Genomic DNA, 23,398 nt, shown 5'->3' on the forward strand with positions numbered 1-23,398 from the left:
CGACACCGCAGGGACGGAATCCGCGCCTCAGACGGACGGAATCCGCACCTCGAACAGCGCACCGCCGCCCGCCGCCTCGCCGACGGTGAGCGTGCCCGCGTGCCGCACCACCACGTCCCGCGCGATGGCGAGGCCGAGCCCGGCCCCGCCATCGTCGCGGGCGCGTGCCTCGTCCAGGCGCACGAACCGCTCGAAGATCCGCTCCCGCTGGTCCTCGGGCACCCCGGCGCCGTCGTCGGCCACACCCAGCACCGCCTGACCGCCCTCGGCCCGCAGCGAGACCCGCACCCGGCTCGCGGCATGCCGCTGCGCGTTGTCCAGCAGATTGCCCAGCACCCGCGCCAGCTGGCCGCGCGAACCGGCGACCGTCACCTCGGCCGACCGGACCAGCTCCACCGGCACCCGGTCCCCCGGGCGCTGGGCCAACTCCTCGCGGACCAGCGCCGCAAGCTCCACCCGGCCACTCGCCGGTGGCCGCTCCCCCGCGTCCAACCGGGCCAGCAGCAACAGATCGGCGGCCACCCGCTGGAGCCGCAGCACGTCCTCCACCGCCCCGTCCAGGTCCAGCAGCTCCGGATGGGCGGCGCCGACCTCCAGCTGGGTGCGCAGCGAGGCGATGGGGCTGCGCAGTTCGTGCGAGGCGTCGGCGACGAACCGCCGCTGCCGTTCCACGGACGTCTCCAGCGCCGCCAGCGTCTCGTTGGTGGTACGCGCCAGCCGGGCGATCTCGTCCCGCGAGGCGGGCTCCGGCACCCGCCGCGACAGGTCCGTGCTCGCGGTGATGGCCCCCATCTCGCGCCGGATCCCCTCCACCGGCCGCAGCGCGCGCCGGGTCACCAGCCAGGTCACCACCGCCACGACGGCCAGCAGCGCCGGCAGCCCGACCAGCATGGCCTGCCGCACGGTCCGTACCGCGCCGCGCTCGGCGGCCAGCGGGGCACCGGCGTAGACGGTGACCTCCTCGCCGCGCGGGGTGGCGGCAGCGACCGCCGCGAAGGCGTAGTGGTCGGTCTCGTCGTCGATCCGGGCGGTGCCAGTGGTGAAGCGGACCTCGCCGGAGATCCGGCCGGGCCCCGGCTTCTCCTCGTCGTCGCCGTCATCGTCGCCGTCATCGCCCCGGTCGCCCTCGTCGGCGTCATCGGGGTCGTCGTCGGCGGCGTCGTCAGGGTCGTCGGGTTCGTCGGGGCGGCCGTCGGGGTCGTCGGGGTCGTCGGGGTCGTCGGCGGCGGGCCGGTCTTCGCCGTGGCCGTCGTCGCCGACCGGCTTCGGCACGGCGACCCTGGTGACGTGGACCGAGCCGCTCGGGGTGCCGCTCAGCGCTTGGAGATCCTCGCTGACCGCCCGCACCCGCCCGGCCGCGTCCACCACCTGCACCGGAGGGTCGTCGTCCAGGTCGAGCCGGTCGAAGCCGGTGCCGGTGGCCAGCCGGGAGGCGACCTCGCGCGCGGCGACCTCGGCCTGGAGCTCGGCCTGGTCACGCAGATGGTGCTGGAGCACCTGGAGCACCCCGATACCGGCGGCCACCAGCGCGACGGCGACCACCAGGGTCGCGCCCAGCGCCGCCCGGGAACGCACCGAGCCGAACGCCCGGCGGCCGAGAGTTCTGAGACCGGACGTCCTAGCCACGCGCCACCAGCCGGTATCCGGCGCCGCGCAGGGTCTCGATGAGCCCGGGGCCCAACTTCCTGCGCAGCGTGCTGACATACACCTCGACGATGTTGGGGTCGCCCTCGTAGGCGAAGTCCCAGACGTGCTCCAGGATCTCGGTCTTGGAGACGACGTCCCCGGGGCGCAGCGCCAGCTGCTCCAGCACAGCGAACTCCTTGGCGGTCAGCGCGACCGCCTCGCCGTCCCGCTCCACCCGCCGCGCGCCCCGGTCGACGGTGAGCGCGCCGACCCGCAGCACCGGTGAGGCCCCTTGGCCGCGCCGCCGCAGCAGGGCGCGCACCCGGGCCAGCAGCACCACGTACGAGAACGGCTTGGTCAGGTAGTCGTCGGCGCCGGTGTCCAGCCCCTCGGCCTCGTCGTACTCGCCGTCCTTGGCGGTGAGCATCAGGATCGGGACGTCGTTCCCGGCGGCCCGGAGGGTCGAGCAGACCCGGTAGCCGTTCATCCCCGGCAGCATGATGTCGAGGACGATCAGGTCGTACGGGCCCTCGCCGGCCCGGTGCAGCCCCTCCAGCCCGTCGTGCGCCACATCGACGGCGAAGCCCTCGGCCGTCAGCCCCTTGGCCAGCGACAGGGCGAGCCGCTTCTCGTCCTCCACGATCAGCACACGCATACGGCACACGATCTCAGAGCGAGCCTGAAGAGCCCTTCAGGTGACTTCAGGCTGGCTTCAGCATCGACTGGCCATGGTGGATTCCGTCAAGCCGACAAGGACCGACAACGACTCGGAGGAACCCCCATGAAGCGCAACCTCGTCATCGCCACCATCGCCGCTGTGGCCCTGATCGGCGGCGGCACCGCCACGGCCTTCGCGGTCGCGGACGACGACGCCCCCAAGGCGGCGGCCAAGACGGTGAACGTCACGGACCGCGACGACGACGGTCGGGACGACGACGCGGACGATGCCGACGACGCGCGGGAGGACGCCGCCGATGCCCGCGCGGTCCGCGAAGCGCTGAAGGGTGCGACCGTGGACGCCGCCGAGGCCGCGCGGGCCGCCGCCTCGCACGGGACGGTCACCTCCGTCGACCTGGACGACGACGGCACGGTGAAGGGCTGGGAGGTCGAGGTGCTGGGCAAGGACGGCAAGGAGCGGGAGCTCGTGGTCGACCTGAAGACCGGCAAGGTGACCCCGGCTCCGGCGGACCACGACGAGGACTGACCGGCCTGCGGGCTGGGGCGTGCGCCTGGCAAGTGGCCGGGGTCGGGTGCGCACCGGGACATCTCCTCGTGCGGCGCAGCCCCCAGCTCGTACGCGAAGTGGACGGACGATTGCTGCGCCTTCTGCGGGGAGTGCCCCGGTACGCCCCCTCCGGCCGTCGAGCGGCTGTCCCCCGTGGCCTGCCGAGGCCACGGACGCCCGGCCGGGAGGACGCCTTCCGGAGAGCCGGAGGACGCGAGGGCGGCCGCCCCCTCAGCTGCCAGCTGGGGAACGGCAAGCCCCGGACCGCAGCCGCGAGGGCAGCGGCCCGGAGAGCCACATCCGGGAGGACAGCAGGCGCCACGGCGCCGCGCCGCGAGGACGACGGAAGGGGACACCGGGGCGCTCCCCGCAGGGCGGTGAAGCGATCGAAGCCGCACCCAGCGATCGAGCAGGTGGCTTCACCGTCCGTGGGGGCACCGCCCAGCGGTAGCTGGGGGAGAGACGCCCCGGTGGCACCGATCAACGACGGACCCCGCACGCCGCCACCGAAGAGGCTCAGGCCCCGTTCGTGAGGCCCGCCACCAGCTCGTCCGCCGCCGCGTACGGGTCCAGCTCGCCGCCGACGATGCGCTCGGCCAGCGCGTCCAGCCGCCGGTCGCCGTGCAGGTCGCCGATCCGCTCACGCAGCGCGGTGACCGCGATCGTCTCGACCTCGCCGGCCGCCCGGCGGCGGCGGCGCTCCGCGAGGACGCCCCGCTCCTCCATCCAGGCCCGGTGCTTCTCCAGCGCCTCGACGACCTGCTCGACGCCCTCGGCCCGCGCCGCCACCGTCTTCACGATCGGGGGGCGCCAGTCGCCCGGCGCGCGTGACTCGCCGAGGCCCAGCATGTGGTTGAGCTCGCGGGCGGTCGCGTCGGCGCCGTCCCGGTCCGCCTTGTTCACCACGTACACGTCACCGATCTCCAGGATCCCGGCCTTGGCGGCCTGGATCCCATCGCCCATGCCGGGGGCGAGCAGCACCACGGAGGTGTCGGCCTGGGCGGCGATCTCCACCTCGGACTGGCCCACGCCCACGGTCTCCACCAGCACCACATCGCAGCCGGCGGCGTCCAGCACCCGGATGGCCTGCGGCGCGGCCCAGGCCAGGCCGCCGAGGTGGCCGCGGGTGGCCATGGAGCGGATGTAGACGCCGGGGTCGGAGGCGTGCTCCGACATCCGGACGCGGTCGCCGAGCAGCGCGCCGCCGGAGAAGGGGGACGACGGGTCGACGGCGAGCACCCCGACCCGCTTGCCCGCCTTCCGGTAGGCCGTGACCAGAGCCGAGGTGGAGGTCGACTTGCCCACGCCCGGCGAGCCGGTGAGCCCGACGACGTAGGCGTTGCCGGTGAGCGGGGCGAGGGCGGCCATCACCTCGCGCAGGTGCGGCGACGCCCCCTCGACCAGGGAGATGAGCCGGGCCACGGCCCTGGGCCGCCCCTGCCGTGCCTGCTCCACCAGCTGGGGGACGTCAACCATCTTCTGAACTCCGCTCCCTCGTTCCGTATGGCCTGCCCGGTGCGCGCGGGGCTACTTGTTGTTCGCCGGGACGCGGATGATCAGCGCGTCGCCCTGACCGCCGCCGCCACACAGCGCCGCCGCGCCCACGCCGCCGCCGCGCCGCTTCAGCTCCAGCGCCAGGTGCAGCACGATGCGCGCGCCGGACATCCCGATGGGGTGGCCCAGCGCGATGGCGCCACCGTTGACGTTCACCTTTTCGGAGGACACGCCGAGGTCCTTCATGGACTGGACGGCAACCGCGGCGAACGCCTCGTTGATCTCGATCAGGTCCAGGTCCTCGACGCCCAGGCCCTCCTTGGCCAGCGCGTGGGTGATCGCGTTCGACGGCTGGGACTGGAGGGAGTTGTCGGGGCCGGCGACATTGCCGTGCGCGCCGATCTCGGCGATCCACTCAAGGCCCAGCTCCTCGGCCTTCGCCTTGCTCATCACGACGACGGCCGCGGCGCCGTCGGAGATCTGCGAGGAGGTGCCGGCGGTGATGGTGCCGTCCTTGGCGAACGCCGGGCGGAGCTTGCCGAGCGACTCGACCGTGGTCTCCGGGCGGATGCCCTCGTCCTTGGCGAAGATCACCGGCTCGCCCTTGCGCTGCGGGATCTCCACCGGGGTGATCTCCGCCTCGAACAGGCCGTTCTTCTGGGCGGCGGCGGCGCGCTGGTGGGACAGGGCCGCGATCTCGTCCTGCTCCGGGCGCGCGATGCCCAGGCGGGTGTTGTGCTTCTCGGTGGACTCGCCCATGGCGATGCCCTCGAAGGAGTCGGTCAGGCCGTCGTGGGCCATCGCGTCCAGCATCTCGATCGCGCCGTACTTGAAGCCCTCGCGGGACTTCGGCAGCAGGTGCGGGGCGTTGGTCATGGACTCCTGGCCGCCGGCGACGATCACGTCGAACTCGCCGGCGCGGATCAGCTGGTCGGCGAGCGCGATGGCGTCGAGCCCGGACAGGCACACCTTGTTGATGGTGAGCGCGGGGACGCTCATCGGGATGCCGGCCTTGACGGCTGCCTGGCGGGCCGGGATCTGCCCGGCGCCGGCCTGGAGCACCTGGCCCATGATCACGTACTGCACCTGGTCGCCGCCGATGCCGGCCCGGTCCAGCGCGGCCTTGATGGCCGCACCGCCGAGGTCGGCACCGGAGAAGGTGCGGAGGCTGCCGAGCAGCCGTCCCATGGGCGTACGCGCGCCCGCGACGATCACTGAGGTGGAGCCGGCGGTACGGGTCATGGTGCTACCCCTTCGGGAGAAGGAAGGAAGTTAACGAGGGTTACCTGCAATGTACTGACGCGTACCCGGCCCGGTCACCGGCCGGTAGGTGTGATCGCGCGCACGTTGCGTAACCGCGGACGCGGGCGGTGCACTGAAGACATGCTGACAAGAATCGACCACATCGGGATCGCCTGTTTCGACCTCGACAAGACCGTCGAGTTCTACCGTGCCACCTACGGCTTCGAGGTGTTCCACAGCGAGGTGAACGAGGAACAGGGTGTCCGCGAGGCGATGCTGAAGATCAACGCCACGGACGACGGCGGAGCCTCGTACATCCAGCTCCTGGAGCCGACCCGGGAGGACTCCGCGGTCGGCAAGTGGCTGGCCAAGAACGGCGAGGGCGTGCACCACATCGCCTTCGGAACCGCCGACGTGGACGGCGACTCCGAGGCCATCCGGGAGAAGGGTGTGCGGGTGCTCTACGACGCCCCGCGGCGCGGCTCGATGGACTCCCGGATCACCTTCCTCCATCCCAAGGACTGCCACGGAGTGCTCACCGAACTCGTGACCGCGGCGGCATCCGGCACCACGCACCACTGACCTTCACCTTCCCCGGCCGGTAGAGTGCAGGCTCGGCCGGGGTACGGGAACGCAGGATCGGGGCCCGGCCCAAGCTTTCGCCGATGATCTGACACCATTTCTTCGGAAGGGCCAGCCCCGGTACGACCACGCAGGACGGGGCCGGCTGCCAACGCGATCAGGGGACGGATGGGACCGCGCAGTGCGGGGCTACGACCGCTACGAGCCTGACGACCACCTCGCGAAGTTCGAGGCCGAGATGGAGCGGCTGAAGACCGAGCGGGAGAAGGCCGTCCAGCACGCCGACGATCTCGGCTACCAGGTTGAGGTGCTGCGCGCCAAGCTGCACGAGGCGCGGCGCACGATCGCCAGCCGTCCCGCCTACGACAGCGCCGACATCGGCTACCAGGCCGAACAGCTGTTGCGCAATGCCCAGATCCAGGCCGACCAGCTGCGCGCCGACGCCGAGCGGGAGCTGCGTGAGGCGCGGGCCCAGACCCAGCGGCTGCTCCAGGAGCAGGCCGAGCGGCAGGCGCGGCTGGAGTCCGAGCTGCACGCCGAGGCGGTGGCCCGCCGCCAGCGCCTGGACGAGGAGCTGGCCGAGCGCCGCGCCACCGTCGAGTCGCACGTCAACGAGAACGTCGCCTGGGCCGAGCAGCTGCGGGCCCGCACCGAGTCCCAGGCCCGGCGGCTCATGGACGAGTCGCGGGCCGAGGCCGAGCAGGCGCTGGGCGCCGCCCGCGCCGAGGCGCAGCGGCTGGCCGAGCAGACCCGGCAGCGCGTCAGCGCCGAGGTGCAGGCCGCGCGGGCCGAGGCGGAGGCACTGCTGCGCCGGGCCCGTACCGACGCCGAGCGGCTGCTGAACGCGGCGTCCACCCAGGCCCAGGAGGCCACCGACCACGCCGAGGCGCTGCGCACCTCCACGGTCACCGAGACCGATCAGGCGCGCCGCCAGGCCACCGAGCTGACCCGCACCGCCGAGACGCGGATCCAGGAGGCCGAGGAGGCGCTGCGGCAGGCGCGTGCCGAGGCCGAGAAGCTGATCGCGGAGGCCAAGGACGCGGCGGCCAAGCGGCTTTCGGCCGCGGAGGCGGACAACGAGCAGCGCGGCCGCACCGCGAAGGCGGAGGTCGCCCGGCTGGTGGCCGAGGCCACCAAGGAGGCCGAGGCGCTGCGGGCCGAGGCCGAGCAGTTGCGGGACGACGCGCGTGCCGAGGCCGAGCGGCACATCGCCGAGGCCCAGGAGACCGCGCGTGCCAAGGCGGTTGAGGACTCCGCGGCGCAGCTGGCCAAGGCGGCCCGCAGCGCCGAGGAGGTGCTCTCCAAGGCGTCCGAGGAGGCGCAGGCCACCACCAAGGCGGCCGCCGAGGAGGCCGAGCGGATCCGGCGGGAGGCGGAGGCCGAGGCCGACCGGCTGCGGGCCGAGGCGCACGACACCGCCGAGCAGCTCAAGGGCGCGGCGCAGGACGACACCAAGGAATACCGCGCCAAGACGGTCGAGTTGCAGGAGGAGGCGCGGCGGCTGCGCGGCGAGGCCGAGCAGTTGCGCGCCGAGGCGGTCTCCGAGGGCGAGCGGATCCGCGGCGAGGCCCGCAAGGAGGCCGTCCAGCAGATCGAGGAGGCGGCCAAGACCGCCGAGGAGCTGCTGACCAAGGCCAAGGCGGACGCGGAGGAGACGCGTTCGGGCGCCACCGCGGACAGCGAGCGGGTGCGCACCGAGGCCATCGAGCGGGCCGGCGGCTTGCGCAAGCAGGCCGAGGAGGCGCTGGAGCGGGCGCGCGGCGAGGCCGAGGAGCTGGTCTCCTCCGCCGAGGAGCAGGCCCAGGCGGTCAAGTCGGAGGCGGCCGAGGCCGCCGAGCGGCTGCGTGAGGAGACCGAGCAGGCGCTGGCCGCGCGCCGGGCCGAGGCCGAGGCGGAGCTGACCCGGCGGCACGAGGAGGCCGAGGCGCGGGTCACGGCCGCCGAGGAGGCGCTGGGCGAGGCGCGCGCGGAGGCCGAGCGGCTGCGCCGCGAGGCGGCCGAGGAGAGCGAGCGGCAGCGCGCCGAGGCCGCGGAGCGGCTGCGGTCGCTCCAGGAGCAGGCCGAGGCGGAGGCGGAGCGGCTGCGCACCGAGGCCGCCGCGGACGCGGCCGGTGCCCGTGCCGAGGGCGAGGCGACCGCGGCCCGGCTGCGCGCCGAGGCGGCCGCGGAGGCCGAGCGGCTGCGCACCGAGGCGCAGGAGACCGCCGACCGGATGCGCGCGGAGGCGAGCGCCGCGGCCGAGCGGCTGGGCACCGAGGCCGCCGAGGCGCTGAGCGCCGCCCAGGAGGAGGCGGCCCGGCGGCGCCGCGAGGCCGAGCAGCTGCTGGGCGACGCGCGGAGCGAGGCGCAGCAGGAGCGGGAGCGGGCGCACGAGCAGAGCGAGGAGCTGCTGGCGTCGGCCCGTAAGCGGGTCGGTGAGGCGCAGGCCGAGGCGCAGCGGCTGGTCGAGGAGGCCGAGCAGCGGACGACCGAGCTGGTCGCGGCGGCCGAGCAGACCGCCCAGCAGGTGCGGGACTCGGTGTCCGGTCTGCAGGAGCAGGCCGAGGCGGAGATCGCCGGGCTGCGGTCGGCCGCCGAGCACGCCGCGGAGCGCACCCTGACCTCGGCGCAGGAGGAGGCGGACCGGGTCCGCGCCGACGCGTACGCCGAGCGGGAGCGGGCTTCGGCCGACGCGACCCGGGTGCGCGGCGAGGCGCAGGAGGAGGCCGAGACCGCCAGGGCGCTGGCCGAGCACACGGTGGCGGAGGCCACCGCGGAGGCGGACCGGCTCACCTCCGAGGCGCGCAAGGAGGCCAACAAGCGCCGCACGGAGGCCGCCGAGCAGGCCGACCGGCTGGTCTCCGAGGCGAGCGCGGAGGCCGAGCGGCTGCACACCGAGACCGTGGCGGAGACGGACCGGCTGCGCACCGAGGCGCGCGAGGAGGCCAACAAGCGCCGCACGGACGCGGCCGAGCAGGCCGACCGGCTGGTCGCCGAGGCCACCGCGGAGGCCGAGCGGCTGCACGCGGAGAGCACCGCGGAGGCCGAGCGGCTGGTCTCGGAGGCGACCACGGAGGCCGAGCGGCTGCGTACCGAGGCCGCGGAGGAGTCCGGGCGGCTCACCGCCGAGGCGGAGCGGCTGGTCGCCGACGCGAGCGCGCGGGCCCAGGCGCTGCGTACCGAGGCGACCGACGCGCGGGCGGCGGCCGAGCAGGACGCGGCCCGGACCCGGGCCGAGGCGCGCGGGGACGCGAACAACATCCGCTCCGAGGCGGCGGCACAGGCCGACCGGCTGGTCACCGAGGCCACCGCGGAGGCCGAGCGGCTCACCGCCGAAGCGCGCGAGGAGGCCAGCAAGCGCCGCGCGGAGGCCGCCGAGCAGGCCGCCCGGCTGGTCTCGGAGGCGACCACGGAGGCCGAGCGGCTGCGCACCGAGGCCGCCGAGACGGTCAACTCCGCGCAGCAGCACGCCGCGCGTACCCGCACCGAGACCGAGCGGGCCGCGGCCGCCGCGGCCGCGGAGGCGGAGCGGGTCCGCGCCGAGGCGCGTGCCGAGGCGGAGGCGATCGTCGACAAGGCGCGCCAGGACGCCAACAAGCGCCGCGCGGAGGCGGCGGCGCAGGCCGACCGGCTGGTCAGCAAGGCCAGCAGCGAGGCGGACAAGGTCGCCAAGGAGGCTCAGGAGGCCGCGCTGCGGACCGCCACCGCCGCCGAGGAGCAGGCCGACGCGATGGTCGGTGCCGCCCGCAAGGAGGCCGAGCGGCTCGTCACCGAGGCGAGTGCGGAGGCCACCGGCCTGGTGGAGAAGGCCCGTACGGATTCGGACACCATGCTGGGCGAGGCGCGCGGCGACGCCACCGCCATCCGGGAGCGTGCCGAGGAGTTGCGCGCCCGGGTGGAGTCCGAGGTCGAGGAGTTGCACGAGCGGGCCCGCCGGGAGTCCACCGAGCAGATGAAGGCGGCCGGCGAGCGGGTCGACAAGCTGGTGGCGGCGGCCACCGCGCAGTCGCTGGAGGCCGAGGAGAAGGCCAAGAAGGTGCTCTCGGACGCCGACAGCGAGGCGGCCAAGGTGCGGATCGCGGCGGTGAAGAAGGCCGAGGGGCTGCTCAAGGAGGCGGAGCAGAAGAAGGCCGACGCCACCCGGGACGCGGAGCGGATGCGTTCCGAGGCCCGCGAGGAGGCCCGCCGCGTCGTCGAGGAGGGCAAGCGCGAACTGGAGCTGCTGGCCCGCCGCAAGGAGGACATCAACGCGGAGATCTCGCGGGTCCAGGACGTGCTTGAGGCGCTGGGTTCGCTGGGCGCCCCGGGCGGGGGCTCCGGCGGGGACGGCAAGGACGGCGGGGTCAAGGCAGCGGCCGGCGCGGGCGCTTCCCGCTCCGGCGGCAAGGGGTCGGGCTCCTAGGAGAGAGCGGGAAGAGCTGGGGGAACGTCCGGGCACGCGCCCGGACGGGCCTTCGGGGGCGGGACCGGGCGCGCTTCACCGAGCGTCGAACGTGCCCCGGTGAGGCCGGGAAAGGGCGGTCGATGTCCGTATCACCCGGTTCCCTCCAACGAGTGACAAGTGGTCCGTGCATTGTCCACTCAAAAGGCTGGACATTCTCCAGATCAAACGGGCATTGACTCGATGACACGCCGTCGCGCCCCCTAGGATTCCCTCTATCACCTCACCGGTCTCTTTCGACAGGAACCCCATGAGCGACACTTCCTCCCCCTTCGGCTTCGAGCTCGTGCGGCGTGGATACGACCGCGGTCAGGTGGACGACCGCATTACCAAACTCGTCGCCGACCGTGACAGTGCTCTGGCCCGCATCACCTCACTGGAAAAGCGCATCGAGGAGCTGCACCTCGAAACGCAGAACGCCCAGGCCCAGGTCAATGACGCCGAGCCCTCGTACGCGGGGCTCGGCGCGCGCGTCGAGAAGATCCTCCGGCTCGCGGAGGAGGAGGCCAAGGACCTGCGTGAGGAGGCCCGTCGAGCCGCCGAGCAGCACCGTGAGCTGGCCGAGTCCGCCGCCCAGCAGGTGCGCAACGACGCGGAGTCGTTCGCGGCCGAGCGCAAGGCGAAGGCCGAGGACGAGGGCGTCCGGATCGTCGAGAAGGCGAAGGGCGAGGCGTCCACGCTGCGGTCCGAGGCGCAGAAGGACGCGCAGTCCAAGCGTGAGGAAGCGGACGCGCTGTTCGAGGAGACCCGCGCCAAGGCCGCCCAGGCCGCCGCGGACTTCGAGACCAACCTGGCCAAGCGGCGGGAGCAGTCCGAGCGTGACCTGGCCTCGCGTCAGGCCAAGGCCGAGAAGCGGCTCGCGGAGATCGAGCACCGCGCCGAGCAGCTGCGCCTGGAGGCCGAGAAGCTGCGCACGGACGCGGAGCGCCGGGCCCGTCAGACGGTCGAGACCGCGCAGCGCCAGGCCGAGGACATCGTGGCCGACGCCAACGCCAAGGCGGACCGGGTGCGCAGCGAGTCCGAGCGTGAGCTGGCGGCGCTCACCAACCGCCGCGACAGCATCAACGCCCAGCTGACCAACGTCCGCGAGATGCTGGCGACGCTGACCGGCGCGGCCGTGGCCGCCGCCGGCGCGCCCGAGGACGACTCGGCCACCCGCGGCGTGCCGGCCCAGCAGACCCGCTGACACCGGCCCGGCACCCCGGGGCCGGTCGGACGCGGCCTTCGAGCGGCACGCGCGAGTACGCGGCTCAGCCCCCCGTCACCCTTGTGGCGGGGGGTTTCGCGTTGGCGGCGCGGGACGAGCGGGCCCCGCGCCGCCGCACTGCCCTGCGGCCTTGGGGGTGGCCGGTGGATCGCCACCGGCGCGACGCCGCGGAGACCCGCCGGCCGCCCCCTAACCTGGTGCGGTGACCGACCGCAGCCTGGAGGCCCTGGGCTTCACCGCCGTCCCGCTCGACCACCCGCTCAGCTACCCCGGCCGTCCGGTGACCGGGCCCGCGCTCCTGGTGGAGGGCGAGCTGTGGCCGCTGGCGGCGGAGCCCGGTTCGGCGCTCGGCGGCTGGCCGGTCGACTCGCCCGGCTGCGCCGCCCAGCCGCTGGACGACCTGCTCACCCGGCTCGGCCAAGCCCCCGTGGCGGACCGCCGCGCGGTGATCGCCGTCGGCTCCAACGCCTCCCCCGCGCAACTGCGCGCCAAGTTCGCCCGGCGCGGCCTCCCGGCGGCGGTGCCCATGGTGCCGGTGCGGGTACGCGGCATCGGGGTCGGGATCTCGGCCCACATCGGGCGGGCCGGCTATGTCGCGGGCGCGCCGTACGCGGATCCGCGCGCCGAGACCGAGCTGGTGGTCAGCTGGTTCGACGCGGACCAGCTGAGGGCCGTGGACGCCACCGAGCACAACTACCACCGGATCGCGCTGCCCGGCGAGGACTTCCCGATGACGCTGCCGTCCGGTGATCCACTCGGCCGCGCGTTCCTCTATGTCAGCGCCCACGGCGTGCTGGCGGGCCCGGACGGCGCGCCCCGGCCAGGTGGCGGCGACCAGGGCACCCTGCTGGCCGGGCTGCTGGCGGCCTCCGCGGCGCTGCGGCAGCTGCTCGGCCCGGATCCGGCCACCTGGGTGGCCCGGGCGCGGGCGGACGAGGCGGTGCGGACCGCGGGGACCCGGATTTTCCGCGAGGAGGGCTGGTCACTGCCGCAGGAGGCGTTCCGCCGGTACGCGGAGCCGGCGAGCTGGAATCACTGGAATCAAGCGGGGCGTATTCCGCCGCGGCCGTCCGCCGCGGAATGACCCTGATGCCCGATCCGCCCTTGAGGGTTTCCGTTTCACATCACGAACTGCTCACTTTCCGCCGTGACCGGAACCGCACTCTCATGGTTATCCTCCTTACCCTCACAGGGGCACGCGCCCTGGCCACCACGTGAAGGGCGGAGAATGATCGAGGCAGTCGGCCTGACGAAGCGCTACGGCGCCAAGACGGCCGTGTACAACCTGTCGTTCCAGGTGCGACCCGGCGCGGTCACCGGCTTCCTGGGCCCCAACGGCTCCGGCAAGTCGACGACCATGCGCATGATCCTCGGCCTCGACCAACCGACTTCCGGCCAGGTCACGGTGGGTGGCTATCCGTACCGGAAGCTGCCCAACGCCCCTCGGCAGGTCGGTGCGCTGCTCGACGCGAAGGCGGTGCACGGCGGCCGCAGCGCGCGCCAGCACCTGCTGTGCCTGGCGCAGCTGTCCGGCATCCCGGCCCGCCGCGTCGACGAGGTGCTGGGCGTCGTCGGCCTGCAGAACGTGGCCAAGAAGCGGTCCAAGGGCTTCTCGCTCGGTATGGGGCAGCGGCTCGGCATCGCCGCCGCGCTCCTGGGCGACCCGCAGGTGCTGCTCTTCGACGAGCCGGTCAACGGCCTGGACCCGGAGGGCATCCTGTGGGTCCGCAACCTCATGAAGCAGCTGGCGTCCGAGGGCCGCACGGTCTTCGTCTCCAGCCACCTGATGAGCGAGATGGCCCTCACCGCCGACCATCTGATCGTGATCGGCCGCGGCCAGCTGCTCGCCGACATGAGCGTGCGGGACTTCATCTCCTACAACTCCGCCGACTTCGCGCGGGTCCGGGTGCCGGACAGCGAGCCGGAGCAGCGGGAGAAGCTGACCACCGCGCTGAGCGCGGCGGGCGGCCAGGTGCTGCCGGAGTCGGACGGCGCGCTGCGCGTCACCGGCCTGGCGCTGCCGCGCATCAGCGACCTCGCGCACGAGGCGTCGGTCCGGCTGTGGGAGCTCTCGCCGCACCAGGCTTCGCTGGAAGAGGCGTACATGCGGATGACCTCGGGCGCGGTGGACTACCGCTCCACGGCCGACCAGCGGGCCGGTCTCCAGCAGATGGCGGCTCCCTACGGTGCGCAGGGCGTGCTGCCGGGCGGTCCGGGCGCGCCGGGCGGGATGCCGGGGCAGCCCGGGATGCTGCCGCCGGGCGCCCTGCCGGGCTTCACCCCGCCGCCCCCGCCGCAGGCCGGCAGCTACCCGCCGGTGCCGGGTGCTCCGGGGATGCCCATGCCGGGTGCGCCGACCGGTCCCGTGCCGGGGGCGCCGGCCGGTCCGGTGCCGGGGGCACCGGGGCAGGCGGCCAACCCGTACGCGGCGCCGGCCCAGGCCCCGCAGCCGCCGGCCGCCGCGCCGCAGCCCGCGCCCCCGGTGGCGCAGCCGCCCGCGCCCCCGGCCCCGCCCGCCGCCGCCCCCGCCGATCTGAACCAGCACGCCAGCGAGGACGCCCGATGACCTCCCCGTTCGACAAGCAGCAGGCCCCCGCGGCACCGCAGACGCCCCCGCCGGGACAGCCGGCCCCCGCCCCCCTCGGCGCGCCCGGCGCCGGACCGGTGGGCGGTCCCGCCCCGGCGCCGGTCGGGGCGCCCATGCCCGGCCCGGTCGGGGCGCCCATGCCCGGCCCGGTCGGGGCGCCCGCCCCGGTGTCCGGCGTCGCCCCGTACTCCTCGCCGATTCCGATCCGCCCGACCCACCTCGGGCACGCCCTCGCCTCCGAGTGGACCAAGATCAAGTCGGTCCGCTCGACGATGTGGACGCTCGGCGTGCTGATCCTGCTGGTGGTCGGCATCGGATTCGCCACCGCCGCCGGGCTCTCCGGGAGCAACACCGACCTGGAAGGCGAACCGCCGCTGACCTTCGGCTTCTTCGGCGTCCTGCTGGGCATCCTGTGCGTCATCACCCTCGGCGTGCTGGTCGTCTCCTCGGAGTACGGCACCGGCATGATCCGCACCACGCTGACCGCCTGCCCCAGCCGTGGCCGGGTGCTCACCGCCAAGGCGCTGGTCTTCTTCCTGGTGGCGTTCGGCGTCCTGCTGGCCACCACCACGCTGGTCGCGCTGATGGACGACAGCATGCTCAGCGGCAACCCGGGCGCCGGGGAGGTGGGCGGTGACGACTGGTTCAAGGTCACCGTCGGCGTCAGCTCCTATGTCGCGCTGCTCGGGCTGCTCTCGCTCGCCGTCGGCTCGCTGATCCGCCACTCCGCGGGCGCCATCACCATCATGGTCGGCGTGGTGCTGCTGCCGCTGGTGATGGCGATCTTCATGCAGGGCTCGGCCCTGGAGGACCTCCGGACGGCGCTGCTGGAGTACTCCATCCCCAACCAGCTCGGGGTGATGTACAGCAACACCGTCGCCGACTCCGGGCCTTCGGGCTGGGAGCCGCTGGGCATCCTCGCCGGGGTCGACGCGGTGGCGATGCTCGGCGCCTACTGGGCGCTGGACCAGCGCGACGTCTGAAGTCCGCGGCGCCCAAGGGCGCTGCCCCGGGTCAGTACCTCGGTGCGTTACGAGACCGCTGGAGCCGCGCGCTCCGGCGGTCTCTCGCGTTCCAGCAGGCCCGGTGCCAGTGCCGCCGGTCGTCCGCCCCGCCGTGCTGCTGCCAGGCGACGATGTGCGGCACGCCCGGCGGGATCTCCTGATCGCACCCCGGGCAGCGGTAGTGCTTGGCCGCCGCACCGCCGCCGATCTGCCGCACCACCCACTCCTCGCCCTGCCAACTCTCCGTGCGCTCCAGGCCGTAGCGGTCCTCGGGGCCGGTGTCGCGGCCGGCGGGCGTGCCACCGCCGCGCGGGCGGTTTCGGCGTGGGGACATGGGCACCTCGAAGAGCTGCGGAGCAGGGGTCACCCCCGGACGTGGTCTGGGGGATGCCACCAGCGTACGCGGCGACGTCCGGGCTCCGGCAGCCGCGCGGAAACCCCCACTCTGTGATCATCATGAAAACTTCATGCCAGGCCGTGCCTTTGGCACGTGTCAGGCGTTGTTGCCTTCGAGGGGGAGCGCTTGGGGGGCGCCGAGCCGACAGAGGAAGGCAGTAAGCGACATGCGCGTTGGGGCTTTTGTGCTGGCCGCCCAATTCCCAGGCCAGGGGCATGGAGAGGCGCTGCACCGGGCGGTGCGGACGGCCGAGGTGGCCGAGGAGTCAGGGCTGGATGCGGTCTGGCTCGCCGAGCACCACTTCGTCCCCTACGGAGTCTGCCCGTCGGCGATCACGCTCGCCGGGCTGTTGCTGGGGCGCACCCGGCGCATTGGAGTGGGGACGGCGGTGAGCGTGCTGCCGAGCGCCCACCCGGTCGCGCTGGGTGAGCAGACGGCGCTGCTGCACCTGACCTCCGGCGGCCGCTTCATCCTGGGTGTGGGGCGCGGCGGGCCCTGGGTCGACCTGGAGGTCTTCGGCAGCGGCCTCGCCGCCTACGAGCACGGCTTCCCCGAGTCGCTGGATCTGCTGCTGCGCTGGCTGCGTGAGCCGCGCGTGGGCGCGGACGGCGAGCGGTTCTCCTTCCGGGAGGTCCCGGTGGTGCCCCGCGCGGACGAGCTGCTCACCGGCTCCGCCACGGGCAGCATGGAATCGGGCGGTCCGGAGGCGGAGGGGCCGCCGGTGATCGTGGCCTGCACCTCGCCGGGGAGTGTGCGGCTGGCCGCCGAGCGCGGTCTGCCGATGCTGCTCGGGATGCACAGCGAGGACGCGGAGAAAGCCGAGATGGTGGCTCTGTGGCGCAGCTGCGCGCGGGAGGCGGGGCATCCGCCCGAGGTGGTCGACGCGGCGGAGCATGTCTCCGCCGGGGTCGCGCAGATCGCCGACAGCCTGCCCGATGCCGCCGAGACCTTGATCAAGGCCATGCCCGGCTGGCTGCGCGAGGGTCTCGCGGCGCATGTCACGGTCGACGGCAGGCACCGGCGGATGCGGGATCCCGAGGCGTACACCGAGATGCTGTGCGGGATCCACCCGGTGGGCCCGCCCCGGCTGTGCGCGGACCGGCTCGCGGCCACCGCCGAGCGCACCGGCATCCGGCGCTTCGCGCTGCTGACGGAGGGGTCTGGTGAGCTGGCCGCGACGGAGGAGAACGTCCGGCGGCTCGGTGAAGAGGTTCTGCCGCTGCTTCGCTGAACTCGCGTGCTGCCGCTCCGGTTGCGATGCACCTCCCCCCGTGGAGCGGCAGCCAAAACGGTTCAGCAGTCGCGCAGTTCGGGAGACTGGTTGAGCAGCTGGCCGCGGATGGACGTGAACCGGGCCAGGCGCTCGTCGACCGAGGCGTCCAGGGGGAACACCGCCACCCGGTGGCAGTTCTGGAACGCCAGCCGCACCCCGAAGTGCCGCTGCAATGCGCCGCGAATCGCGTCACTCGCCAGCGCCCGCAGCAGCTGACCACGCGCCTGCTCGTCCGGCGGCGGCGTCTGGTTGTCGGCGAACTCGCCACCCTCAACCTTGAGCTGCGCCACCAGCGAGCTGATCATCTCCCACGCATAGGGCAGGGAGGTCCGGACGCAGTCGACGAAGGCGGCTTCGTCGACCTCGCCTCGCTCGGCCTGTTCTAGGAGGGCCGGTGAGACGTCCAGCGACATGGGTTCTCCTCTCGCGACCCCAGGGACAGGGGTCTCAGGGATGGAAGGACGCTCGACGACGCAGCGTGCATGTACGACGACCGCCCGCTTCAACGGTAATTCGGTCACTGCGCCGACACCAGGAGAACGCACACACAACCAGCCACCGCCCGATTCGGTGGAGCGGCCCCGGTCGAGTAGCGTTGCCGACCATGCGTCTCGTCATCGCCCGATGCTCCGTGGACTACGCGGGCCGGCTCACCGCCCACCTGCCGTCGGCTCCCCGCCTGATCCTTGTCAAGGCCGACGGCAGTGTGTCGATCCACGCCGACGACCGGGCCTACAAACCCCTCAACTGGATGTCCCCGCCGTGCACCCTCAAGGAGGGCGAGGGCGATGTGTGGACGGTAGTGAACAAGGCAGGCGAGAAGCTCATCATCACCATGGAGGAAGTCCTCCATGACTCCTCGCACGAGCTGGGCGTCGACCCGGGCCTGATCAAGGACGGCGTGGAAGCGCACCTTCAGGAACTGCTGGCGGACCGCATCGAGACGCTGGGCGAGGGCTGGACCCTCATTCGACGCGAATACCCCACCGCCATCGGGCCGGTGGACATCCTCTGCCGGGATGCCGACGGGACGACGGTGGCCGTCGAGATCAAGCGGCGCGGTGAGATCGACGGCGTCGAGCAGCTCACCCGGTATCTGGAGCTGCTCAACCGCGACCCGCACCTCGCCCCGGTGAAGGGGATCTTCGCCGCGCAGGAGATCAAGCCGCAGGCGCGGGTGCTGGCCACCGACCGGGGAATCGGCTGCGTGGTGCTGGACTACGACGCGCTGCGCGGCATCGAGGACGACAAGCTGCGACTGTTCTGACCCAGGGGGTGTCGGACACCCCCTGGCCGCGCCCGGGCCGCCGGACTTTCGTCGGCTCGCGCGAAGACGCCCGTCGCCCCCGTTCCGGCTGATGCCGGAGCGGGGGCGACGGGCGTTCCGGGCCCGGGACAGGCCGGGTCAGGCAGGGGTGCCGCTGGGCTCGATGGGAGCGACCGACGTGGTGGCCGGGCCGCTGGCGGTGTTCGAACTGTCGTCGGTGGGGGTCGGCGTCGTCGGCGTCGGCGTCGGCTCGGTGGTCGGCGGCGTCGTCGGCGGCTTGGTGGTCGGCGGCTTCGTCGTCGGCGGCTTGGTGGTCGTCGGCGGCCTGCTCGTCGGGGACGACGGCCGGGAGGTGGTGGACGGCGACTCGCTCCCGCCCGGCGACGAGGGATCGTCTCCGGTGGACGGGGAACCGGTGTCCCCCGGGGTGCTGGGTTCGCGGCCGGTCTCCTCCGGAAGGGGGGACACCGGGGAGCCGGTCTCGCCCCGCCGCGGGTTGCCGGTGTGGCCGGGGGTCGGCTCGTCGGTCGTGGTGTTGTCGTCCCCGGCGTAGGGGTTGTCCGACTGCGAGTTCGACTCGCCGGGCCGCACCGTGGTCGCGGGCTCCTCGTCCTCCCCGGAGGTCAGGCCGAGGGTGACGACGGTGCCCAGGACGGCGAGCAGCAGGGCGCCCGCACCGGCCGCGGCGACGTTGCGGCGGGTGCCGGTGAGCGCGAGCCGGGGCAGCACGCGGCGGCGTCCGCCGGCGGCCGCACCGGCCGCTCCTGCCGTACCGGCCGCCGGAGGCGCCGCGGGCGGGGCGGGAGGCGTGGTGGGGAAGAGTTCGGCACCGGCGGGCAGGGCGGTGGTCGCGTCGGTGGCCACCGGTGTGCTCGCCGCGCCCGTGCCACCGCCGATCACGCCGATCCGCTCGGTGACGGCGGTGTCGCCCGGGACGCCAGGGACCGACGGTACGGGGGGTAGCGGGGCCGTCGGCGTGCCGGGCCCGGAGGCGGGCCGGTCGGCCCGCGCAGCCGCCCCGGGGACAGCCTCCTTGCCCATCGCCGGGCCGCCGGCCGGGGCCGACGCCGCGGCCCTGGCGCGGTCGGTGACCAGGGCCAGCGCCCGGCGGCCGGCGACCGCGCCGTGCCGGTCGGCGAGGACGCCACGCAGCCCGATCGACGCCTCCAGCGCCGCGCGGGCCCGGTCGAGGCTGCCGGTGCACAGCGCCAGCACACCGAGCTCGTGGTGGAAGTACGCGTCCTCGGCGACCTCCCCGGCGAGCCGGGCGGCCTCCTGGCCGTGCCGCAGGGTGCGCTCCCAGGCGTTCCAGGCGAGCGCGGCGGCGAACGCCGGCGCGGCGGTGCGGGCCAGCAGCACCGCGGCGCTGGAGTGCGCGGGCCGGCGGCCGGAGACCAGGGCGGCCAGGGCGGCGAGGATCGCGTCCGACTCCTGGGCGACGCGCTCGGGGGCGACGGAGGGGTGCCCGGTCCACCAGGCGTAGTGCCGGGCGGCGGTGTGGGCGTGCCCGGTGGCGTCGTCGGCGTATCCGGCGGCGGCGAGCTGGGCGGCCACCCCGGCCGCCAGCCGGTGGTGTGATCCGGCCTGGGTGACCAGGCCGGCCGCGTGCAGCTCGCCGAGGGCCGCCTCGCCGTGCGTGTCGCCGGTCAGCGCCGCCAGCTGGGAGGCGTGCGGGCACTCGCCGCCGAGGGCGACGGCGAAGCGCAGGGTCTTCTTCGCCGCCTCGCTGAGACCGCCGGCGATCAGCGCGGCCGGGGCGGCGCCCTCGGCGAGCGTGGGCAGCGCCCGGCCGGACTGCCGCAGCAGCGCGCCGGCCTGGACGAACCGCAGCGGCAGCCCCTCGGAGGCGAACCACAGGTCGGCCGCCCAGTCCGCCTCGGCCTCGGTCAGCGGCCGCTGCACGGCGCGCTCCAGCAGCTCCAGGGATCCGGTGCGGCCCAGTCCGCCGAGGAAGACCTCTTCCAGGTGGGAGCCGGCCGAGGGCGCGGCGACGTCGGGGGTGGCGGAGATCAGGAACGCGCACTCGGGGGTGGCGTCGAGGAACTCGTCGAGTGCCGTGCCGCCGAACTCTGCGTCGTCCAGCACCACCACGGCGCCGATGTCGTGGACCGCTGCCAGCAGCTCCGTCCGGTCCGGGCGGTAGCGCGCGTCACCCGAGCCGAACACCACCGCGTACAGCTCGTACAGCAGGTCGGTGGGGGTGCGGTGGCGGCCGTTGAGGCGGACCACGCCGTCCGGTGCCAGGTCTTCGCAGGCGTCCGCGACGGCGGCCAGCAGCGTGCTGCGGCCCGCGCCGGACGGCCCGGTGAGCCGCACCGAGCGGCCCCGGGACAGCAGCCGGGTCAGTCGCTCGCGCTCCTCGGCCCGCTCCAGCATCGGCGGCTCGTCCAGGGCGCCGGCGGCCCCGGCGGGCGGCGTGACGGCCATCGCCCGGTTCAGCTCGGCGCGCTCCTGCGGGCCGCGTCGGGTCGGTCTGGGCAGCTGCTCGCCGGGCGGACAAGGCTCTATTTCGCTGCCGTCGATGGGGTTGATGGTCAGCAGGTCGCCGCCGGCGTGGACCCGCACGGCGCGCGCCGGGGCGGGCGTGGACGGGTCGCCGAGCGACGGCGGCGCGGTGCCGTCGTCGCCCGCCGGGCGCGACGGATCTGCCCCGGAGTCTTCTCCGGGCTCCGGTCGGGGGGACCCCCAGAGCCCGTGCTCGTCCGGTCCCATGTTTGTCGGGTCCATGCTGAAAGCCCCCAGTGGCGTGGCGTGCTGTCCGCCTCTTTCGGCCCTTCGGCACCCGCCGGTCGCGGAGGGTGACCACCCTGCCGTCGCGTCCGGCCCGGTGCCCACCGAGGGCCGTGGAGTATGAGGCGCAGAGCCGAACCCTAGACGTTCCGGCACCGTCCAGCGACTCCGGGGGGTCGCGCCGCGCCGGGCACGTTCAGACCCGGGGCAGGGATTCCGCTTCCAGTCCGCCCTCGATCGCGAGGATGCGGTGCAGCCTGGTGGCCACCAGCAGGCGCTGCATCTGGGGCGGCACCCCGCGCAGCACGAGCCTGCGGCCGACGCGGCCGGCCCGGCGGTGCGCTTCCATGATGACGCCGAGCCCGGTGGCGTCCCAGGAGGCGAGATCGGTCAGGTCGAGCACCAGGTCGCCGCGGCCGGAGTCGACGGCGGTGTGCAGGACCGTGCGGGCGTCCGCCGCGCTGCGGACGTCGAGGCGGCCCCCGACGACCAGCTCGGCGTGGTCGCCCCTGATGTGCATATGCGCTCCCCTGGTGTGCTGCGGCGGATGTGCTGCGACGCTGTCGTGGTGCGCCTATGTCCGTGCGGTGTCTGTACGCCTATGCGCCTATGTCTACAGAACTGACTGTCTTTCACACGGCAAAGTTGCCGCCTGTAAGCGAACCGATACCGAAATCACCCGCGAGGGTGAGCCCGTCCGGGCCTGATGTCGGGTCAGGCCGGACGGGCTGGAGTGCCTACCCGGTCAGTAACGGTAGAAACCCTGGCCGCTCTTGCGGCCGATGTCGCCGGCGTCGACCATGCGGCGCATGACCTCCGGCGGGGCGAACTTCTCGTCCTGGGTCTCGGTGTAGATGTTGTTGGTGGCGTGCAGCAGGATGTCCACGCCGGTCAGGTCGGTGGTGGCCAGCGGGCCCATGGCGTGGCCGAAGCCCAGCTTGCAGGCGATGTCGATGTCCTCGGCCGAGGCGACGCCGGACTCGTAGAGCTTGGCGGCCTCGACGACGAGCGCGGTGATCAGCCGGGTGGTGACGAAGCCCGCCACGTCGCGGTTGACGACGATGCAGGTCTTGCCGATCTCCTCGGCGAAGGTGCGGGCAGCGGCGAGGGTTTCGTCGCTGGTCTTGTAGCCGCGCACCAGCTCACACAGCTGCATCATCGGCACCGGCGAGAAGAAGTGGGTGCCGACGACCCGCTCCGGGCGCTGGGTGGCCGCCGCGATCTTGGTGATCGGGATGGCGGAGGTGTTGGACGCCAGGATGGTGTCGTCCTTGACCAGGTCGTCGAGGGTGCGGAAGATCTCCTGCTTGACCTCGATCTTCTCGAAGACGGCCTCGACCACGATGTCCGCGTCGGCCGCGGCGTCGAGGTCGGTGGTGGTGGTGATCCGGGCCAGCGCCTGCTCGGCGGCGTCGGCCGTCAGCTTGCCCTTGGAGACGAACTTCTCGTAGGACGCCTGGATGCCGCTCTTCCCGCGGGCGAGAGCCTCGTCCGTGACGTCGCGCAGCACCACGTCGTACCCTGCCTGGGCCGATACCTGCGCGATGCCGGACCCCATGAGTCCGGCTCCGATGACGGCGAGCTTCTTCGCCACGACACACACCTCTCCATCGACGCTTTTGGCCGGACACTAACGTCCGTTCACCCCTTGGTGCACCAGTAAGTAAGGCGCGTCACGGTGTGTTCTTCACCGCATAGTTGAGGGTGCGCTCACCGAGCATCGACTCGACGATGTCCAGCCTGGCCAGGACCGCGCGCGCCACCTCGTCCGGGGCGTGCCCCTCGCCCATCAGCCGCAGCATGCCGTTGAGGGTGACGCTGGCGACCCAGGAGAGCTGGCTGGCGACGAGGATGGGCAGCGGGTCGTCCGGGTCGGCGCCGGTCTCCTCGCGCAGGGTGCGGCAGACCGAGTGGCAGATCTCCTCGTGCATCGCCATCAGGCGGGCGGTCAGCGCGGCCGACTCGTTGATGACCTTGGTGAAGCGCGCGAAGTCCGGGTCGAGCGCCTCGGCGGACCCGGTGGCCAGCCCGGCACGCAGGTCGCGCAGCACGGCGTGGGCGGCGGACTCGCCGGGCGCGCGCCCCTCGATGCTGCGGGAGAGCCGGCCCACCATCTCCGCCTGGCGGTCGAAGAAGAGGTCCTCCTTCGCCGGGAAGTAGTTGTAGACGGTGTTGGCGGACACCTGCGCCGCCTCGGCGATCTCGGCGATCGTCACCGCGTCGAAGCCCCGCTCCAGGAAGAGGCCGGTGGCCACGTCCGAGATGAGCTGCCTGGTCTGCCGCTTCTTCCGCTCTCGCAGTCCCTCTGCCCGCGCTGTCCCGTCCATTCCCCCATCCTAGCTTC

The 23,398-nt window shown here is 73.8% G+C and carries 19 protein-coding genes; 9 read left to right on the forward strand and 10 right to left on the reverse strand.

What is annotated here, in order from left to right:
- Window positions 1–27 precede the first annotated feature (27 nt).
- Together AC4BDD_RS08365 and AC4BDD_RS08370 are read right to left on the reverse strand one after the other, a co-directional pair.
- Entirely contained in the window at window positions 28–1,575 is a 1,548-nt protein-coding gene (locus AC4BDD_RS08365; protein WP_490691708.1) for a sensor histidine kinase, read from the reverse strand.
- A gap of 43 nt (window positions 1,576–1,618) precedes the next feature.
- Window positions 1,619–2,281: a response regulator transcription factor gene (locus AC4BDD_RS08370; RefSeq protein ID WP_490690341.1), complete on the reverse strand. Its 663-nt coding sequence runs from the start codon at window positions 2,279–2,281 to the stop codon at window positions 1,619–1,621.
- 126 nt (window positions 2,282–2,407) lie between these two features.
- On the opposite strand from AC4BDD_RS08370, the gene AC4BDD_RS08375 reads away from it, so the two are divergent.
- Window positions 2,408–2,830 carry a PepSY domain-containing protein gene (locus AC4BDD_RS08375; RefSeq protein ID WP_490690342.1) on the forward strand — a complete coding sequence of 141 codons (423 nt, stop codon included), beginning with the start codon at window positions 2,408–2,410 and terminating at the stop codon, window positions 2,828–2,830.
- 537 nt (window positions 2,831–3,367) lie between these two features.
- Here the strand turns inward: AC4BDD_RS08375 and meaB are convergent.
- Together meaB and AC4BDD_RS08385 are read right to left on the reverse strand one after the other, a co-directional pair.
- The gene (gene meaB / locus AC4BDD_RS08380; protein ID WP_490690343.1) at window positions 3,368–4,327 is read right to left on the reverse strand and encodes a methylmalonyl Co-A mutase-associated GTPase MeaB; all 960 of its coding nucleotides are present in this window, start codon (window positions 4,325–4,327) and stop codon (window positions 3,368–3,370) included.
- A 51-nt stretch (window positions 4,328–4,378) separates the two neighbouring features.
- Window positions 4,379–5,587 carry an acetyl-CoA C-acetyltransferase gene (locus AC4BDD_RS08385; protein WP_490690344.1) on the reverse strand — a complete coding sequence of 403 codons (1,209 nt, stop codon included), beginning with the start codon at window positions 5,585–5,587 and terminating at the stop codon, window positions 4,379–4,381.
- Window positions 5,588–5,728: 141 nt separating this feature from the next.
- On the opposite strand from AC4BDD_RS08385, the gene mce reads away from it, so the two are divergent.
- From mce to AC4BDD_RS08415, 6 genes are all read left to right on the forward strand, one after another.
- Window positions 5,729–6,169 (forward strand): methylmalonyl-CoA epimerase, encoded by a 441-nt coding sequence (gene mce / locus AC4BDD_RS08390; protein WP_490690345.1) that lies wholly within the window; start codon window positions 5,729–5,731, stop codon window positions 6,167–6,169.
- Between the two features lie 181 nt (window positions 6,170–6,350).
- Window positions 6,351–10,550 carry a polarized growth protein Scy gene (gene scy, locus AC4BDD_RS08395; protein ID WP_490690346.1) on the forward strand — a complete coding sequence of 1,400 codons (4,200 nt, stop codon included), beginning with the start codon at window positions 6,351–6,353 and terminating at the stop codon, window positions 10,548–10,550.
- Window positions 10,551–10,839: 289 nt separating this feature from the next.
- On the forward strand, window positions 10,840–11,775 hold the full coding sequence (locus tag AC4BDD_RS08400) for a cellulose-binding protein (protein ID WP_490690347.1): 936 nt from the start codon (window positions 10,840–10,842) through the stop codon (window positions 11,773–11,775).
- A 223-nt stretch (window positions 11,776–11,998) separates the two neighbouring features.
- Window positions 11,999–12,880, forward strand: a complete 882-nt coding sequence (locus AC4BDD_RS08405; RefSeq protein ID WP_490690348.1) for a hypothetical protein — start codon at window positions 11,999–12,001, stop codon at window positions 12,878–12,880.
- A gap of 144 nt (window positions 12,881–13,024) precedes the next feature.
- Window positions 13,025–14,362 (forward strand): ABC transporter ATP-binding protein, encoded by a 1,338-nt coding sequence (locus AC4BDD_RS08410; RefSeq protein WP_490690349.1) that lies wholly within the window; start codon window positions 13,025–13,027, stop codon window positions 14,360–14,362.
- A complete protein-coding gene (locus AC4BDD_RS08415) occupies window positions 14,359–15,366 on the forward strand; it encodes an ABC transporter permease (RefSeq protein ID WP_490690350.1) in 1,008 nt (335 codons plus the stop codon). Before AC4BDD_RS08410 ends, AC4BDD_RS08415 begins: the two co-directional genes overlap by 4 nt.
- A 31-nt stretch (window positions 15,367–15,397) precedes the next feature.
- Here AC4BDD_RS08415 and AC4BDD_RS08420 read toward each other — a convergent pair whose 3' ends face one another.
- The gene (locus tag AC4BDD_RS08420) at window positions 15,398–15,721 is read right to left on the reverse strand and encodes an Rv1322 family protein (protein ID WP_490690351.1); all 324 of its coding nucleotides are present in this window, start codon (window positions 15,719–15,721) and stop codon (window positions 15,398–15,400) included.
- 229 nt (window positions 15,722–15,950) lie between these two features.
- Between AC4BDD_RS08420 and AC4BDD_RS08425 the strand changes: the two genes are divergently transcribed.
- Window positions 15,951–17,015 carry an LLM class flavin-dependent oxidoreductase gene (locus tag AC4BDD_RS08425; RefSeq protein WP_490690352.1) on the forward strand — a complete coding sequence of 355 codons (1,065 nt, stop codon included), beginning with the start codon at window positions 15,951–15,953 and terminating at the stop codon, window positions 17,013–17,015.
- Between the two features lie 62 nt (window positions 17,016–17,077).
- On the opposite strand, the gene AC4BDD_RS08430 is transcribed toward AC4BDD_RS08425, so the two are convergent.
- Window positions 17,078–17,470, reverse strand: a complete 393-nt coding sequence (locus AC4BDD_RS08430) for an SCO5389 family protein (RefSeq protein ID WP_490690353.1) — start codon at window positions 17,468–17,470, stop codon at window positions 17,078–17,080.
- 191 nt (window positions 17,471–17,661) lie between these two features.
- On the opposite strand from AC4BDD_RS08430, the gene nucS reads away from it, so the two are divergent.
- Window positions 17,662–18,324, forward strand: a complete 663-nt coding sequence (gene nucS / locus AC4BDD_RS08435) for an endonuclease NucS (protein ID WP_490690354.1) — start codon at window positions 17,662–17,664, stop codon at window positions 18,322–18,324.
- Window positions 18,325–18,462: 138 nt separating this feature from the next.
- Here the strand turns inward: nucS and AC4BDD_RS08440 are convergent, their stop codons facing one another.
- From AC4BDD_RS08440 to AC4BDD_RS08455, 4 genes are all read right to left on the reverse strand, one after another.
- Window positions 18,463–21,051 carry an ATP-binding protein gene (locus AC4BDD_RS08440; RefSeq protein ID WP_490690355.1) on the reverse strand — a complete coding sequence of 863 codons (2,589 nt, stop codon included), beginning with the start codon at window positions 21,049–21,051 and terminating at the stop codon, window positions 18,463–18,465.
- Between the two features lie 199 nt (window positions 21,052–21,250).
- Window positions 21,251–21,574 (reverse strand): STAS domain-containing protein, encoded by a 324-nt coding sequence (locus AC4BDD_RS08445; RefSeq protein ID WP_490690356.1) that lies wholly within the window; start codon window positions 21,572–21,574, stop codon window positions 21,251–21,253.
- 225 nt (window positions 21,575–21,799) lie between these two features.
- Window positions 21,800–22,648, reverse strand: coding sequence for a 3-hydroxyacyl-CoA dehydrogenase family protein (locus AC4BDD_RS08450; RefSeq protein WP_490690357.1), 849 nt, complete (start codon window positions 22,646–22,648; stop codon window positions 21,800–21,802).
- A gap of 79 nt (window positions 22,649–22,727) precedes the next feature.
- Entirely contained in the window at window positions 22,728–23,381 is a 654-nt protein-coding gene (locus tag AC4BDD_RS08455) for a TetR/AcrR family transcriptional regulator (protein WP_490690358.1), read from the reverse strand.
- Between the last annotated feature and the right edge of the window lie 17 nt (window positions 23,382–23,398).

The organism is Streptomyces sp. JLBT605, from assembly GCF_058215555.1.

Coding starts and splice junctions, on each gene's coding strand:
- mce (WP_490690345.1), top strand. CDS start 5,729: ATGCTGACAAGAATCGACCACATCGGGATCGCCTGTTTCGACCTCGAC.
- AC4BDD_RS08440 (WP_490690355.1), bottom strand. CDS start 21,051: ATGGACCCGACAAACATGGGACCGGACGAGCACGGGCTCTGGGGGTCC.
- nucS (WP_490690354.1), top strand. CDS start 17,662: ATGCGTCTCGTCATCGCCCGATGCTCCGTGGACTACGCGGGCCGGCTC.
- AC4BDD_RS08420 (WP_490690351.1), bottom strand. CDS start 15,721: ATGTCCCCACGCCGAAACCGCCCGCGCGGCGGTGGCACGCCCGCCGGC.
- AC4BDD_RS08415 (WP_490690350.1), top strand. CDS start 14,359: ATGACCTCCCCGTTCGACAAGCAGCAGGCCCCCGCGGCACCGCAGACG.
- AC4BDD_RS08455 (WP_490690358.1), bottom strand. CDS start 23,381: ATGGACGGGACAGCGCGGGCAGAGGGACTGCGAGAGCGGAAGAAGCGG.
- AC4BDD_RS08410 (WP_490690349.1), top strand. CDS start 13,025: ATGATCGAGGCAGTCGGCCTGACGAAGCGCTACGGCGCCAAGACGGCC.
- AC4BDD_RS08430 (WP_490690353.1), bottom strand. CDS start 17,470: ATGTCGCTGGACGTCTCACCGGCCCTCCTAGAACAGGCCGAGCGAGGC.
- AC4BDD_RS08375 (WP_490690342.1), top strand. CDS start 2,408: ATGAAGCGCAACCTCGTCATCGCCACCATCGCCGCTGTGGCCCTGATC.
- AC4BDD_RS08370 (WP_490690341.1), bottom strand. CDS start 2,281: ATGCGTGTGCTGATCGTGGAGGACGAGAAGCGGCTCGCCCTGTCGCTG.
- AC4BDD_RS08425 (WP_490690352.1), top strand. CDS start 15,951: ATGCGCGTTGGGGCTTTTGTGCTGGCCGCCCAATTCCCAGGCCAGGGG.
- meaB (WP_490690343.1), bottom strand. CDS start 4,327: ATGGTTGACGTCCCCCAGCTGGTGGAGCAGGCACGGCAGGGGCGGCCC.
- AC4BDD_RS08385 (WP_490690344.1), bottom strand. CDS start 5,587: ATGACCCGTACCGCCGGCTCCACCTCAGTGATCGTCGCGGGCGCGCGT.
- AC4BDD_RS08445 (WP_490690356.1), bottom strand. CDS start 21,574: ATGCACATCAGGGGCGACCACGCCGAGCTGGTCGTCGGGGGCCGCCTC.
- AC4BDD_RS08400 (WP_490690347.1), top strand. CDS start 10,840: ATGAGCGACACTTCCTCCCCCTTCGGCTTCGAGCTCGTGCGGCGTGGA.